We start from the raw sequence: 15935 nt of genomic DNA, 5'->3' as shown, positions 1-15935 counted from the left end.
AGGGGAGGGGAACGTTTGAGGACAAAGGGGCGAGTGAAGCCCTATTTGAATTTAAAAGGAAAGCCTCCAGGCAACTTGGGGAGTTCAAAAGGGGCTCCGCTGAGCGGCATTCCGGGCAGGCCTGCCGTCGGGTTTTGCGGCAACCCTCCCTTTTTCATGGCCTTCTGCAGGTGTTTGGGCATTGACTTCTGGAAGCCCGCGAATTGCTTCATCATCTTGCTCAGGTTATCAAAGTCCTTGAGCAACTTGTTCACGTCTTCCACTTTGGTGCCGGAGCCTTTGGCAATGCGTAGTTTGCGCGAGAGGTCCAGGATTTTGGGTTGGCGGCGTTCCTTGGGGGTCATGGAGGCGATGATCACCTCCATTTTTTTGAGCTGACCTTCGCCCTGCGCCAACTGGTCCCCGGAAATGGCTTGTTTCAAGCCAGGGATGGGAAGCATCTCGAGGATTTGCCCCATCGAACCGATCTTCTTCATCTGTTGAAGTTGCTGCGCAAAGTCCTCCAGCGTGAACTCGGCCTTTCGCATCTTTGCTTCGAGCGCCTTGGCTTCGTCCAAGGTGATGGCTTGCTGGGCCCGCTCGATCAGCGTGAGGACATCTCCCATACCAAGGATGCGCGTGGCAATTCGCTCTGGGTGGAAGGCCTCGAGGCCGTCCAGCTTCTCACTGGTTCCCATAAACTTGATCGGACAGCCGGTGACCTGGCGGATCGAGAGGGCCGCTCCCCCGCGCGTGTCGCCGTCGAGTTTGGTCAGGACGACGCCGCTGATCCCCAAGGCCTCATTGAACGAGGAAGCCATCTGAACGGCATCTTGTCCGATCATGGCATCGACGACCAGCAACACCTCGGCAGGCTTCAGGAAGGCTTTCAGACGCGTGATCTCATCCATCATCGACGCGTCGACGTGCAGCCGCCCCGCCGTGTCGACAATCAGGTAGTTGTATGATTCCGCCTCTGCTCGCTGTAACGCCTGAGCGGCGATTTCCAGCGGATCGATCGCCCCCGGGGCATGCACTGGAACGTCAATCTGCTTGCCGAGGGTTTGCAACTGCTGGATGGCCGCGGGGCGGTAGATGTCAGCGGCTGCCAGCAAGGGGCGCATGCCCTGTCGCTTCAACAGGAGGGCCAGCTTGCCTGCGGTGGTGGTCTTTCCCATGCCTTGAAGCCCGGCCATCAGGATGACCGTGACGCCGGTTGGGGCCTTGGCCAAGGGCGCGGCTTCCTGGCCCATCACCGTGATGAGTTCATCGTGGACGATCTTGATGAAGGTCTGCCCGGGATTCAAACCCGACAAGACGGCTTCGCCGAGTGCCTGTTCCTTGACACGCGCCACGAACGTCTTGACCACGCCCAGGTTGACGTCGGCCTCGAGCAGGGCCCGACGCACCTCGCGCAAGGCCTCGGAAATGTTGTCTTCGGTCAGTTTGCCTTGGCCGCGCACGAGGCGGCTAAAAACGCCCTGAATCTTGTCTGACAGTGTCTCGAACATCGCACCGCTTGGGTTGCTGGGTGGGTTTTCGAATCGATGGCAGTCGGTGACCCGGATGTTCGACTCGTACTGGAGATGTCTGCACGGCGCAAACTCGCGCGACGATCTACCCAAAATCACGGTCGATCATACCGCCGCAAAGGTCGCGAAGTCAAGCTGAGCCAGCCCTCGCGGCAGGGTTGGATCCCTGGCCTGATGCGCCCTTGACGTTGTCCATGGGGGAGCGTAAGATGGTTGTTCTGCGCAAAATTTAATGGAATCTTAAGTGATCGCCAGCCACCGAATGGGGTGCGCCCCCCAGTTCAGTGACGCTGAAGAAGCGGTCAGCAAGCCGGCCCGCCGTTGCGGGGTGCGCAGTGGGCGCGAAGACGTCCGTTTGTCCTTACAAGCTAAGGGTGGTGTGAATGCCTACAACGAATAAGCTCCGGGTAACCCCTTACAGCGGTGTGACCTCATTGGCCGATAACCTGCCGGATCTCATCGAGATTCAGCGCAACTCGTTCCAGTGGTTCCTCGAGGAAGGGTTGAAGGAGGAGCTGCTGTCGTTTTCTCCGATCAATGATTACTCCAACCGTCTGGAACTCCACTTCCTGACCAACTACACCTTGGGAACGCCCAAGTACACGGTTGATGAATGCCGGGCCCGCGACGCCACGTACGCCCGCCCGCTGCGCATCCCGGTGCGGCTTGTCTCGAAGGAGACGGGTGAGGTCAAGGAACAGGAAATCTTTGTCGGCGATTTGCCCGTTATGACGGATCAGGGCACCTTCATCATCAACGGCGCCGAGCGCGTCATCGTGTCTCAGATCGTCCGGTCGCCCGGGGTCTATTACAAGCGAGAGACCGACCCGTCGGGCAAGAAGGTGTACTCGGCGACCATCATCCCCAATCGCGGGGCTTGGTTGAAGTTCGAGACGGACGTCAATGACCTGATCTACGTTCGGATCGACAAGACCCGCAAGCTGCTGGCAACCGTCCTGTTGCGGGCGTTGGGTTACCAGAACCACGAGATGCAGGAACTGTTCCGCCACCAGGAGTTCCTGCAGAAGACCCTGGATGCGGACAAGACCGACACCATGGAGCAGGCGCTTGTCGAGGTATATCGCAAGCTGCGCCCCGGCGACATGCCTTCCGTGGAAGGCGGCCGCTCGGTTCTGAGCGCCCGCTTCTTCGACCCCAAGCGCTACGACCTTGGGCGCGTCGGTCGCTACAAGATGAACAAGAAGCTGGGCCTGTCGACGCCCATGGCCGAGCGGATTCTGACCCGCGAGGACATCGTCGGCGTCATCGATTACCTGATCAACCTCAACTTCGACGTGGGTCAAGTGGATGACATCGACCATCTCGGCAACCGTCGCATTCGGTCGGTCGGAGAGTTGCTGCAGAACCAGTTCCGGGTCGGCTTGACACGCTTGGAGCGCATCATCCGGGAGCGGATGACGATCCAGGAGCCCGAGACGCTGACGCCCCAGAACCTGGTCAACGCCAAGCCTTTGGTGGCCGCCATCAAGGAGTTCTTCGGCTCGTCTCAGCTGTCGCAGTTCATGGACCAGACCAATGCGCTGGCGGAACTGACGCACAAGCGCAGGCTGTCGGCGTTGGGCCCCGGTGGTTTGACGCGGGAACGCGCGGGCTTCGCGGTGCGCGACATCCACCCCTCGCACTACGGCCGCATCTGTCCCATTGAGACGCCTGAAGGTCCGAATGCCGGTCTGATCGGGTCGCTCGCGACCTACGCGCGAGTCAACGACTATGGCTTCATCGAGGCGCCCTGGCGGCGCGTCGTGCACGGTGAAATCACCAATGAAATCGTTTACCTGACGGCCGAAGAGGAAGACGCCTTCCGCACGGCTGCCGGTGACACGCCCCTCACCCCGGACGGCAAGCGCTTCCGCGACGACAAGGTGCCTGTGCGCTACAAGGCCGAGTTCTTGTTCGCCGCTCCTCACGAAGTCGACCTGATTGGTGTTTCCCCCATTCAGATCATTTCGGTGGCCACGGCCCTGATTCCCTTCATCGAGCACGATGACGCCAACCGGGCGCTGATGGGCTCCAACATGCAGCGTCAATCTGTTCCGCTGCTCCGCCCCGAGCGTCCGCGCGTCGGCACGGGGCTCGAAACCCGCGCCGCCATCGACTCGGGCCTGGTGGTCACGGCGATCGAAGGAGGCACGGTGACCCAGGTGGAGGCCACCCGCGTCAAGATCAAGAGCGACAGCGGCCGTGACCGCTGGTATCCGCTGACCAAGTTCCTGCGCTCGAACCAGGATACCTGCCTCAATCAGCGTCCGATCGTCAAGCGCGGAGACCGCGTCGAGGCGGGACAGGTGATTGCTGACGGCCCTGCCACCCACCTCGGTGAGCTGGCCCTCGGTCAGAATCTGCTGGTGGCCTTCATGCCTTGGGAAGGCTACAACTTCGAAGACGCGATTTTGATCAACAAGCGCCTGGTCATGGACGACGTGTTCACCTCGATTCACATCGAGAAGTACGAGATCGAATCGCGGGCCACCAAGCTCGGCAACGAGGAGATCACCCGCGAAGTGCCCAACGTCGGTGAGGATGCGTTGAAGGACCTCGATGAACGGGGCATCATTCGCATTGGTGCCGAGGTGGAACCCGACGACATCCTCGTGGGCAAGGTCACCCCGAAGGGTGAATCCGAACATCCCCCGGAAGAGAAGCTGCTGCGAGCCATCTTTGGTGAGAAGGCCCGCGACGTGCGCGACACTTCTCTGCGTGTTCCTCACGGAGAGAAAGGCTGGGTCGTCGACGTCAAGGTCTTCACGCGGGAGCAGGGGGATGATCTGCCGCCGGGTGTGAACCAGGTGGTGCGTGTTTACATCGCTCAGAAGCGGAAGATCTCGGTGGGTGACAAGGTGGCCGGACGCCACGGCAACAAGGGCATCGTCTCGAAGATTCTGCCCGCCGAGGACATGCCCTTCCTGCCCGATGGGACGCCCGTTGACATCGTGCTCAACCCGCTGGGCGTGCCTTCACGCATGAACGTGGGGCAATCCTACGAGACGTTGATGGGGTGGGCTGCCAAGAACCTCGGTATTTTCTTCGAGATTCCGCCGTTCGACGAAATGTTCGGTGAGGAAAGTAGCTACGACCTGCTGCGACACCAGCTGGACTCTGCTCGCGAGCAGTCTGGTCGGGAGTGGATCAGCAACACCGGTAAGATTTCGCTCTATGACGGGCGTACCGGTGAGGCGTTTGACCGGCCCGTGACGGTCGGGACCATCTACATGATGAAACTCGTCCACCTGGTTGACGACAAGATTCACGCGCGCTCCACGGGACCCTACTCGCTGGTCACCCAGCAGCCGCTGGGAGGCAAGGCGCAGTTCGGTGGACAACGGTTCGGAGAAATGGAAGTGTGGGCCCTGGAAGCCTATGGGGCCGCCTATACCCTCCAGGAGATCCTGACCATCAAGTCGGACGACGTTCCTGGCCGTGCCAAGGCCTACGAGGCGATCGTCAAGGGCAAGAACCTCTCGAAGCCCGGCATCCCGGAGTCCTTCAAGGTGCTCATTCGCGAGCTGCAGTCCCTGTGTCTAGACGTTCACGTGGCGACGCAGGATGGACGCGAAATCGAGCTGTTTGAAGAAGATGAAGACACCCGGAATCGTCTGCGTACGCAGCTGTCCCGTGTGATGTCGATGCCGATGGGCGTCGAGGAGAAGGAGACCTTTCGGTAAATCCTATGACTCAGCATTTTGATTACATCAAAGTCGGCATCGCTTCTCCGGACCGCATTCGTAGCTGGTCCCGCGGGGCCGTGACCAAGCCCGAGACGATCAACTATCGCACGCTCAAGCCCGAGCGTGACGGCCTTTTCTGCGAGCGGATCTTTGGCCCCGCCAAGGATTGGGAGTGCCATTGCGGCAAGTACAAGCGCGTTCGCCACAAGGGCATAATCTGCGAACGCTGCGGCGTTGAGGTGACCGATTCCAAGGTCCGTCGCTACCGCATGGGCCACATCGACCTGGCCGCGCCGGTCGCCCACATCTGGTATCTGAAGGGCATTCCTTCGTACCTGTCGCAGATTCTCGACATCCCGCTGCGCCAGCTGGAAGATGTGGTGTATTTCAACTCTTACATCGTCATCGATCCAGGCACCACCAACCTTCAGCGGATGGACATCATCTCGGAAGATGATTACGAGACGCTGATGGCGGACGAGAACTGCACCCTCGAGGCCGGCATGGGCGCCGAGGCGATGAAGATTCTCCTGGCTGAGCTCAACCTGCCTGAGTTGGGGGAGAAGCTGCGGCTGGAGATCGTGAGCTCTTCGGGACAAAAGCGGGCCAAGGCCATCAAGCGCTTGCGCGTGGTCGACGCCTTCATTCAGTCGAGCACGGATCCGAGCTGGATGGTGCTGGACGTGATTCCTGTGATCCCGCCGGACCTTCGCCCGATGGTGCAGCTCGACGGCGGGCGCTTCGCCACCTCCGACTTGAATGACCTCTACCGGCGCGTGATCAACCGGAACAACCGGTTGTATCGCCTGCGTGAAATGCACGCGCCTGACATCATCATCCGCAATGAAATGCGGATGCTGCAGGAGGCGGTGGATGCGCTCATCGACAATGGCCGCCGTGGTCGCGCCGTGGTGGGTCCGAACAACCGGGCGCTGAAGTCGCTCTCGGACATCATCGAGGGCAAGCAGGGGCGGTTCCGTCAGAATCTGCTCGGCAAGCGCGTCGACTACTCGGGTCGTTCCGTCATCGTCGTCGGCCCCTACCTCAAGCTGCATCAGTGTGGGCTGCCGAAGGAGATGGCGCTCGAACTCTTCAAGCCGTTCGTGATGAACAAGCTCGTCGAGCGCGGAATCGTCCAGAACATCAAGTCCGCGAAGAAGAAGATCGAACGCGGCGAGACCATCGTCTGGGACATCCTCGAGGACGTCATCAAGGGCCATCCGGTGCTGTTGAATCGTGCCCCGACGCTCCACCGACTCGGCATTCAGGCCTTTGAGCCTGTGCTGGTCGAGGGACGGGCGATTCAGCTGCATCCGCTGGTTTGTACGGCCTTCAACGCCGACTTCGACGGTGACCAGATGGCCGTTCACGTTCCTCTGTCGGTGGAAGCGCAGACGGAAGCCCGCCTGCTGATGATGTCCACCAACAACGTGCTGGCTCCCGCTACCGGACGTCCGATCATCACGCCGACTCAGGACATGGTGCTCGGTTGCTACTACCTCACGACGGTTGATGCTTCCAAGAAGAAGGGCGAGGGCCTGGTCTTCGGCACGCTGACCGATGCCGTCGGCGCCTACCAGACTGGTCACCTCGACTTGCACGCGTCGATCAAGGTTCGGATCAAGCACGATCGTCTCCAGACCAGCACCGAGGAGGTGGCCGACCTGGAACACGGTGGCAAGGGCCAGGTGATCGAGACCACCGTCGGCCGGATCATCTTCAACGAGTCTCTGCCGGCCGGTTTCCCGTTCATCAACACCATCGTCAACAAGAAGGTTCTTGAAAACGTGGTGATGCGTGCCTTCGAGGAGTACTCACCGGCTGATGCGGCCTTGCTGGCCGACCAGCTCAAGAACCTCGGGTTCAAGTACGCGACCCGCGCAGGCGTCACCGTGGCCATCCACGACCTGACCACCCCTGACGAGAAGCGGACGATCCTGGCGCAGGCAGAACAAGAAATCGAGCGTTCGCGTCGGGCATATCTGCGCGGCTCCATCACGGAGGTCGAGCGCCACAACAAGGCCATCGACACCTGGGCGGAAGCCACAGAAGATGTCACCAAGCTGATCGTCGACAAGTTCGACCGCCTCAACTCGGTTTACATGATGGCCTTCTCCGGGGCCCGCGGTAACCTGTCTCAGGTGCGCCAGCTCGTCGGCATGCGTGGCTTGATGGCCGATCCGTCTGGTCGAATCATCGACCTTCCGATCAAGGCCAATTTCCGCGAAGGCCTGAACGTCACGGAGTACATCATCTCCTCGTACGGCGCTCGTAAAGGCTTGGTCGATACCGCGCTCCGCACGGCTGACAGCGGATACCTGACCCGCCGGCTTGCGGACGTGGCACAGGATGTGATCATTCGCGAGGAGGATTGTGGCACCAACCGTGGCGTCGCCTTGACTTCCATCAAGGATGGCGATTCGGTGGTGGTATCGCTTGGTGAGCGTCTCAAGGGTCGTGTGCTCGCAGACGATGTGCTCGACCCGGCGACCGGGGACATCCTGGTGCCTGCGAACACGGTGCTGACGCAGTTGCTTTCCTCGATGATCGTCGGCGCTGACGTCCCGGCGGTGAAGATTCGCTCCCCGCTCACCTGCCAGAGCCGCAATGGTGTCTGTCGGGAATGCTATGGCTGGTCTTTGACCAACAATCAGAAGGTCGATATCGGTGAAGCGGTGGGTATCATCGCGGCTCAGTCGATCGGTGAGCCGGGTACTCAGCTGACCATGCGGACCTTCCATACCGGCGGCGTGTTCACCAAGAACTCGAGCACGGCCGTCGTCAAGGCGGACCACAACGGCCAGATGGTCGTGGGCGACCTGTCCGCGCGCGAACATCGGACCCGCCACGGAGACGTGGTCATGGTGACCGAGCGGGAACATGTCCTCAGCCTGAAGACGGCCAAAAAGGCCTATTCGGTGGTCGTGCCGGCCGGTTATCGGGTGCTGGTGGCCGAGGGGCAAGAGGTCCACAAGGGTGATCTCATTGCCGAGTCGGTCGTGGAGTCCGGCCGGACCAGCCGCAAGTCGCTTGAGAAGGCCTACAAGGACATCTCGGCGGACATCGCCGGCACGGTGGAGTTCGTCGGCTTCCGGCCTTCGGAGCGTCGCGACCGTCAGGGCAACGTGACCAAGACCGCCGACCGGGCGGGCGAGGTTTGGGTTCTGGCTGGCGACACCTATACGTTGCCGGCTGGATACCACGCGGCCATCAAGCCTGGCCAGCGTGTCAAGCAGGGCGAGGTGCTGACGGAGTACCGGATGGTCACCGAGCACGGCGGCAAACTGCGGCTCGGCGCCGACATCCGCACCGAGGTATTGGACGGGCGCACCGTCATCACCGCTGGTCGCGACATTGCGATTGTCACGGCCAACATGGTGTTGCCTGGCACCGAAGTGACCGCCGGCAAGAAGGATCTGTTCCTGAAGGCAACGGACGGCACCCAGTACACCCTGCGCGTCGTCGACGGTCAGCGGGTCGAAGGGGATGCCGTGGTGCTGGCCGACCATGTGGACGAAAAGTTCACCGTGTCTGGTACCGGTGAAGTTCGCTTCGTGGAGGGTAGCCTTTCCGAGCGCTCCGACCGTCGTCTGGTCACCAAGAAGGGCGAGATTCTTTTCGTCCCTGAAGAGATGATCACGATCAACAAGCCGGATAGTGCGTTGGGCTTCGGCTTGAAGTCGGGCATGTTCGTCGAGCCGGGCACGAGCCTGATTGACGGCCATGACTACTACACGAAGACGGCTGGCATCCTGGAGTTGTTCATCGACAACGACATGGTGAAGGAAGCTTACGTGTATCCCGGCACCCGGGTGGACGTTCCGGATGGACTCGAACTTCACGTGAAGGAAGATGATCTGGTGGCCAAGGGCGCCGTCATCGCGCAGGGCTTCACGGCCCCCCACGAGGGTCTCGTGAAGGTTATCGAGGGCCCCGAGGGCGAGCGCATCGTGATCGTTCGGCTGATCGAGCGGTTCCATGTGCTGCCAGCGGATTCGACCCTGAACTTCAAGAGCACCACGGATGAGCTTGGGCTCAAGTCGCTCACGCGTCTGGCCGTCAAGAACGGTGAACGCGTCAAGGCTGGCACACCGCTGATCCGGACCGAACTGGTGCTGACCAAGGGGCCTGGCCTTGGCAATCTGGCCGGGCGAATCGAGATCACGCCCAAGGGAGAACCCAAGGAAGGCGAGGAGCAGACGTTCGACTTCGCCATCGTGATCCTCGAGAACATGGCCCTGCGGCGTGACCTTCCCTCAGTGGGCCGCTTCGGCGAACACAAGGAAGAATTCATCGTCACCACCCTTGAGGCCAAGGATGGCGCCACCATCAAGCCCAAGACCACGGTGGTGAAGACCGAAATTCTGAGCCACACCGACGGCATCGTTCAGTTCCCCTCCTCGTACGACGCGGGGGATGGGCGCGAGGTCCGGCGCTTGGTGCTTATCACGCCGGAACATGAGGTGCTGGTTCCGTTCAAGGGCAAGCTTGCTCTGGAAGACGGTGCCATGGTGCGGGAAGGTGATCCCTTGGCCGACGGCTTGGCAGCACCGGATGGTGGCAAGATTCGTCTGCACGACAAGGGGCACGTGGCCATCCGTCACGGGCGTCCCTATCTGATCAGCAGCGGTACTCAGTTGATGGTCGATCAGGGCGATATGGTTCAGCGGGGTGAGAACCTCGCGACGCTCGTCTACGATCGCGTCAAGACCGGCGACATCATTCAGGGTCTGCCTCGTGTCGAGGAACTCCTGGAGGGTCGCAAACCCAAGGAGTCCGCGGTGATTGCGGAGCACGACGGAACGGTCAAGCTGCTGATCGACTTCGATGAGAACGTCCGCGTCTTTATCGAGACCGAGGTGGGAACCGAGGAGTATGCCGTGCCGCCGGGGGGGCGCTTGATCGTGTCCGACGGTGAGGCGATCGCCAAGGGGGATCCGCTCACGGACGGTCCGATCAATCCCCACGACGTACTGCGTGTGCAGGGGGTCGAGCGTCTGCAGCGATTCCTGGTGGACGAAGTCCAGATGGTCTATCGCTCGCAGGGGGTGGAGATCGCCGACAAGCACATCGAAGTGATCGTGCGGCAGATGACCCGCAAGATGAAGGTCGACGATCCGGGTGACACCACCTTGCTCCCTGGCGAAATGGTCGATGTTCTCGAGCTTGACCGGGAACAGCGCATGATCACGGACAAGGAAGGGCGCCCCGCGGTGACCACGCCGATTCTGCTGGGGATCACGAAGGCCTCGCTCAACACCGAGTCCTTCATCTCGGCGGCTTCCTTCCAGGAAACGACCCGTGTTCTCACTGAGGCGGCGATCGAAGGCAAGAAGGATTGGCTCCACGGCCTCAAGGAGAACGTCGTGATCGGTCGCTTGATTCCGGCCGGTACCGGCTTGTTCAACCAACAGGACGATGAGCCCGTCGCTCCCGACTACCTGCTGCCCAGTTCTGCTTCAGAGCTGATCGGCGCGCCGGTTGGGGTGGGCGCTCGTCTCGCGGAGGAATCCGCCGCTGGGATGTCTTCCGAGGACCTTTCTCCCGGGGAAGCCATCATGCCCGAAGATGGGGATGAGGACGAACTGGGCGATGAGTCCGCCCCGGACGAGGAGATCTAACGGCAGCTGTCTTCAAGGACGGTCGCGCGAACTCGCGGCCGTCCTGAAAAGCCACTACAATGACGGCCGACGCATCGCGCGTCGGCCGTCATTGTGTTAGGGATGAAGAGGCAGCGTTCCCCATCCGAGGGTTCAGTGGATGCCGCTCTCCATTTCCAGCATATGTGTTGAACGTCGGCTTTGCGGGGATTGGGGTCACAGTCTGAGAGGTGCTGCGTGGCAGTCTGGTGGATGCGTGCTGGGCTGGCTTTGGCTTTGGGGGCCCTGGCCTGTCAGGTGGCGCTTGCCGCCAGTTCGTCCTCGCCCGTGCTGGTTGGGCCCTATCTCCAGGCGGGTACGGACACGAGCGTGACGGTTATGTGGCGATTGGGGTATCCTGCCGCCTGTCGTCTCGATGTGTATAGCGACGCCGGTAAGCCCGTCCTGACACGGGACTCCAGCCCCGGTCTCCAGCATGCCGTTCGCCTCGCTGGGCTCCGTCCCGCAACGGCCTATGCCTACGTGGTCCGGCAAGCAGAGCGCGAATTAGGCAGGGGGACCTTCCGTACCCTTCCCGATGCCCCAGGGTCGCGCCTTCGCTTTGCGGTGCTGGGGGATTCCGGTAGTGGGGCGCCGCAGCAGTTCGCGGTGGCCGATGCATTGGAGGCCTGGAAGCCCGATTTCGTGTTGCACACCGGTGATGTGATCTATGAGGGAGGCGAGGCGGAGAACTACGCGGGTCGCTTCTGGCTTCCTTATCACCGTCTTCTCTCTCGCTGTGTGGTGTATCCCAGTATCGGCAACCATGACCAGCGCACCGATTCGGCTGGCCCTTACTTGGCGTTTTTTGAGGTGCCCCGCGCTCACCCGGCCGAAACCGAGCGATGGTATCAGTTTCGAGCTGGATTGGCGGAGTTTTTTGCGCTCGATACCAATTCGCCATTTGCGCCTGGCAGCACCCAGTATCGCTGGTTGCAAGCGGCCCTGCGGAACAGTGCGGCTCGCTGGAAGTTTGCCTTTTTTCACCATCCGCCTTACAGCGGCGGGGCGCACGGTTCCAGTCTGTACGTACGGCAGGCTTTGGGCCCCTTGTTCGAGCGCCATGACGTGGAAATCGTTTTTTCTGGCCACGATCATCACTACGAACGGTCGCGCAGCTTGGAGGATTTCGTGCCTGATGGGCGTCCCACCACCTATTTTGTGACAGGTGGCGGTGGGGCCTGGTTACGGCGCGCAGCCGCTCAGCCGCACAGTGCATATGTGCGTCCGGTATATCACTTTCTTGGGGTGAACCTCACCGACGACGAGGTGGAGGTGGCCGCCATCGATACGCAGGGACGAACCTTCGATTCGTTCCGGGTGCGGCGGTAGAATTAATAAAAAATTAAACTCTAGATCACGCGTCTCTTTGGATCCGTGTACGCCCGGATCCGTGGAGCCTGACTTGAGGATCGTCGCTGAATCCGCGCTGGGTGCGGGTCTGCCCGCCGTGGCTTGGATTGATCGGCTGGACCGGCCGGAAGTCCGCAATTTGACACCCGTTCAGGCATTCAGGTATATTAAGAGGTCCTTATGGGTGGTTTGTGGCTCATGCCTCGCTGCCCGAAGTGCTAAGTTCCCGCGCGAACACTGGTCGTGGCGGGTTCGTCTGGGCCTCTCGGCCCTCGCCCTGCCCCGGTGTGCGGGTTCATTCGGCCCTGACGGGTCGTTCAATCGCCGCATTCGGACCATTTTTCCTGAGGAGGAAGACCGTTGCCCACCATTAGTCAGTTGGTCCGTAAGGAGCGGATCAAGGTGATCGTCAAGACCAAGTCTCCGGCCTTGAAGGCGTGCCCCCAGCGTCGAGGTGTTTGCACCCGCGTGTACACGACCACGCCCAAGAAGCCGAATTCGGCCCTTCGGAAGGTCGCCCGTGTCAAATTGACGAACCACATCGAGGTGACGAGTTACATCCCGGGCGTGGGCCACAACCTTCAAGAGCACTCCGTGGTGTTGATTCGCGGCGGCCGTGTGAAGGACCTGCCCGGTGTTCGGTATCACATCGTTCGTGGCACGCTGGATGCGGCGGGTGTCAAGGGGCGGATGCAGAGCCGTTCAAAGTATGGCGCCAAGCGTCCCAAGCCGGGTCAGGCCGCTGCAGCCGCCGGTAAGAAGAAGTAGTCCGCCGAGACTGTTTGAGGAGAAGTACGTTCATGTCCCGTCGTGGTCGCATCGCGAAGCGTCCCCCTACCCCCGATCCTGTGTTCTCCAACGTGCTGGTGACCCGATTCATCAACACGATGATGATCCAGGGCAAGAAGAGCCTGGCCGAGCGCATCTTCTACACTGCGCTGGATAACGCCGCTGCCCGGGCGGGCAAGGAGCCGCTGGAAACGTTCCAGAAGGCGGTTCACAACGTTCGCCCTCTGATTGAAGTCAAGCCGCGTCGCGTTGGTGGCGCTACCTATCAGGTGCCCGTCGAAGTCAAGGCTGACCGTGGCACGGCGCTTGCCATTCGCTGGTTGATTGCCAATGCCCGCAAGCGCACGGGTAAATCCATGATCGAGAAGCTGGCGGGCGAATTCAATGATGCCGCCACCGGTGTGGGCGCTTCCGTCAAGAAGAAGGAAGATACCCACAAGATGGCTGAGGCGAACAAGGCCTTCGCGCACTACCGCTGGTAGTTCTGGTTTCCCTTTACCCCAGTCCTCTGTCCCCGGGGATGGGTCGTTTGCAAGGATAAGCGATGCCCAGGCAATTTCCGCTCGAGCGGACGCGTAACATTGGTATTGCGGCTCACATCGACGCCGGCAAGACCACGACCACGGAACGAATCCTCTATTACACCGGCAAGGTGCACAAGATCGGTGAAGTGCATGAGGGTGCGGCGACCATGGATTACATGGTCCATGAACAGGAGCGTGGCATCACGATCACGTCGGCTGCGACGACCTGCCAGTGGCGCGATCACCGGATCAACATCATTGACACCCCTGGACACGTGGACTTCACCATCGAAGTTGAGCGCTCGCTGCGGGTGCTCGACGGGGTGGTCACCGTTTTCTGCTCGGTCGGTGGTGTGCAGCCCCAGACGGAGACGGTGTGGCGCCAGGCCAACCGGTACAAGGTCCCCCGCATGGTGTTCGTCAACAAGATGGACCGGATCGGGGCGGATTTCTATCGCGTGCTCGACCAGATGCGTCAGCGCCTGAAGGCCAATCCCGTTCCCGTTCAGATTCCCATCGGGGCTGAAGAGAACTTCCGCGGTGTGGTGGACCTGATCTCGATGCGCGCCATCCGTTACTACGATGACGTGGGCAAGGACATTCGGGAGGAAGACATTCCGGCCGACCTGCTCGAGAAGGCCAAGGAGTATCGTCACCAGATGCTCGAGGCGGCGGCCGAGCAGGATGACGAACTGCTCAACAAGTACCTTGAGGGACAGGAGCTGACTGCGGATGAGATCATTCGCGGCCTCCGCAAGGGTTGCCTGGCGATCAACCTGGTGCCCGTGACCTGCGGCTCCGCCTTCAAGAACAAGGGCGTTCAGCCCATGCTGGATGCGGTCATCAACTTCCTGCCCGCTCCGACCGACATTGAAGACGTCAAGGGCCTCAAGCCCGGCACGGACGAGGCTGATAGCCGTCGCACAGCTGACTCCGAACCCTTTTCGGCGCTGGCGTTCAAGATCATCACGGACCCTTTCGTCGGGAAGTTGACCTTCTTCCGCGTGTATTCGGGTTCGCTGTCCTCGGGTAGCTACGTGTTGAATTCCGTCAAGAATCAGCGCGAGCGCATCAGCCGCATTCTTCAGATGCACGCCAACACCCGTCAGGAGATTGATGAGATTTTCTGTGGTGATATTGCTGCGGGCGTTGGTTTGAAGGTGACGACGACGGGTGACACCTTGTGTGATGAGAAGTCGCCGATCATTCTCGAAGCGATGGATTTCCCGGAGCCTGTCATTCACGTGGCCATCGAGCCCAAGACCAAGGCGGACCAGGACAAGCTTGGTGTTGCGCTCGGCAAGCTGGCTGAAGAGGATCCGACCTTCCGGGTCCACAACGACCCCGAGACGGCGCAGACGATTATCTCGGGCATGGGCGAGCTGCACCTTGAAATCATCGTTGATCGCCTGCTTCGGGAGTTCAAGGTTGAAGCCAACGTCGGCAAACCTCAGGTGGCCTATCGCGAAACCATTCGCAAGGCCGTCAAGCAGGAAGGGCGATTCGTCCGCCAGAGTGGTGGACGGGGTCAGTACGGCCATGTCTGGCTTGAAATTGAGCCCAACGAAGCTGGCAAGGGCTTTGAGTTCGTCAACAAGATCGTGGGCGGTGTCGTTCCGCGTGAGTACATCCCGGCAGTCGAAAAGGGTGTCGAAGAGGCTCTTGGCGGCGGCGTGATGGCTGGCTTCCAGTTGATCGACGTCAAGGTCACCATTTTCGACGGTTCCTACCACGATGTGGACTCGAACGAAATGGCCTTCAAGATCGCCGGTTCGATGGCGCTGAAGGAAGGTGCCGCCAAGGCCAACCCCGTCCTGCTCGAGCCCATCATGAAGGTTGAGGTCGTGGTGCCTGAAGAGTACACCGGCGACGTCATCGGTGACCTTCAAGGCCGTCGGCGTGGCGTGGTGGAAGGGATGGAAGTGGCGATGGGACTTCAAACGATTCGTTTGATGGTTCCTCTGGCCGAGATGTTTGGCTATTCCACCGACCTTCGCTCCGCGACCCAGGGTCGTGGCACGTATTCGATGGAGCCGAGTCACTACGACGAGGTGCCCAAGAACATCGCGGAAGGCATTATCGCGAAGGTCAAGGGCGTCAAGGCCTGACCTCCTTGCGCGGCGAAAGCTTGATCGGGCGTTCGTTCCGAAGCAAGTTTTCGCCGCCCTCCTTCTATATAACTTAGGTTAAGATGCAAGAAAGGAACGTTTAACGATATGGCACGGCAAAAGTTCGAGCGTAACAAGACGCACGTGAACATCGGCACCATCGGGCACGTCGACCATGGCAAGACCACGTTGACGGCTGCGATCACGATGACGTTGGCCGCGTTGGGCCAGGCGGAAGCAAAGCGTTACGACGAGATCGACGCGGCGCCGGAAGAGAAGGCTCGCGGTATCACGATCAACACGGCTCACGTGGAGTACGAGACGG

General features: G+C 60.6%; 7 protein-coding genes and 1 pseudogene. 7 read left to right on the top strand and 1 reads right to left on the bottom strand.

Going from position 1 to position 15935, the window contains the following annotated elements; all coding sequences use genetic code 11:
• Window positions 1–41 precede the first annotated feature (41 nt).
• Window positions 42–1490, bottom strand: a complete 1449-nt coding sequence (gene ffh / locus VKP62_07820; GenBank protein MEB3197097.1) for a signal recognition particle protein — start codon at window positions 1488–1490, stop codon at window positions 42–44.
• A gap of 404 nt (window positions 1491–1894) precedes the next feature.
• Between ffh and rpoB the strand changes: the two are divergent.
• From rpoB to VKP62_07785, 7 genes and pseudogenes are all read left to right on the top strand, one after another.
• Window positions 1895–5077: pseudogene (gene rpoB, locus VKP62_07815) on the top strand (DNA-directed RNA polymerase subunit beta).
• Window positions 5078–5199: 122 nt separating this feature from the next.
• Window positions 5200–10818 (top strand): DNA-directed RNA polymerase subunit beta', encoded by a 5619-nt coding sequence (gene rpoC, locus VKP62_07810; GenBank protein ID MEB3197096.1) that lies wholly within the window; start codon window positions 5200–5202, stop codon window positions 10816–10818.
• Window positions 10819–11034: 216 nt separating this feature from the next.
• Window positions 11035–12168, top strand: coding sequence for a metallophosphoesterase (locus VKP62_07805; GenBank protein MEB3197095.1), 1134 nt, complete (start codon window positions 11035–11037; stop codon window positions 12166–12168).
• A gap of 381 nt (window positions 12169–12549) precedes the next feature.
• A complete protein-coding gene (gene rpsL, locus VKP62_07800) occupies window positions 12550–12957 on the top strand; it encodes a 30S ribosomal protein S12 (GenBank protein MEB3197094.1) in 408 nt (135 codons plus the stop codon).
• A gap of 32 nt (window positions 12958–12989) precedes the next feature.
• Window positions 12990–13460, top strand: a complete 471-nt coding sequence (gene rpsG / locus VKP62_07795) for a 30S ribosomal protein S7 (protein MEB3197093.1) — start codon at window positions 12990–12992, stop codon at window positions 13458–13460.
• Between the two features lie 62 nt (window positions 13461–13522).
• Window positions 13523–15610, top strand: a complete 2088-nt coding sequence (gene fusA / locus VKP62_07790) for an elongation factor G (protein MEB3197092.1) — start codon at window positions 13523–13525, stop codon at window positions 15608–15610.
• Between the two features lie 108 nt (window positions 15611–15718).
• Window positions 15719–15935 (top strand): GTP-binding protein (locus tag VKP62_07785; protein ID MEB3197091.1); only part of this gene is annotated, 217 nt, incomplete at its 3' end.

The organism is Candidatus Sericytochromatia bacterium (assembly GCA_035285325.1).
GTDB lineage: Bacteria > Cyanobacteriota > Sericytochromatia > S15B-MN24 > JAQBPE01 > JAYKJB01.
This window is presented reverse-complemented; position numbering and strand designations above follow the sequence as displayed.

Coding starts and splice junctions, on each gene's coding strand:
- ffh (MEB3197097.1), bottom strand. CDS start 1,490: ATGTTCGAGACACTGTCAGACAAGATTCAGGGCGTTTTTAGCCGCCTC.
- rpoC (MEB3197096.1), top strand. CDS start 5,200: ATGACTCAGCATTTTGATTACATCAAAGTCGGCATCGCTTCTCCGGAC.
- rpsG (MEB3197093.1), top strand. CDS start 12,990: ATGTCCCGTCGTGGTCGCATCGCGAAGCGTCCCCCTACCCCCGATCCT.
- fusA (MEB3197092.1), top strand. CDS start 13,523: ATGCCCAGGCAATTTCCGCTCGAGCGGACGCGTAACATTGGTATTGCG.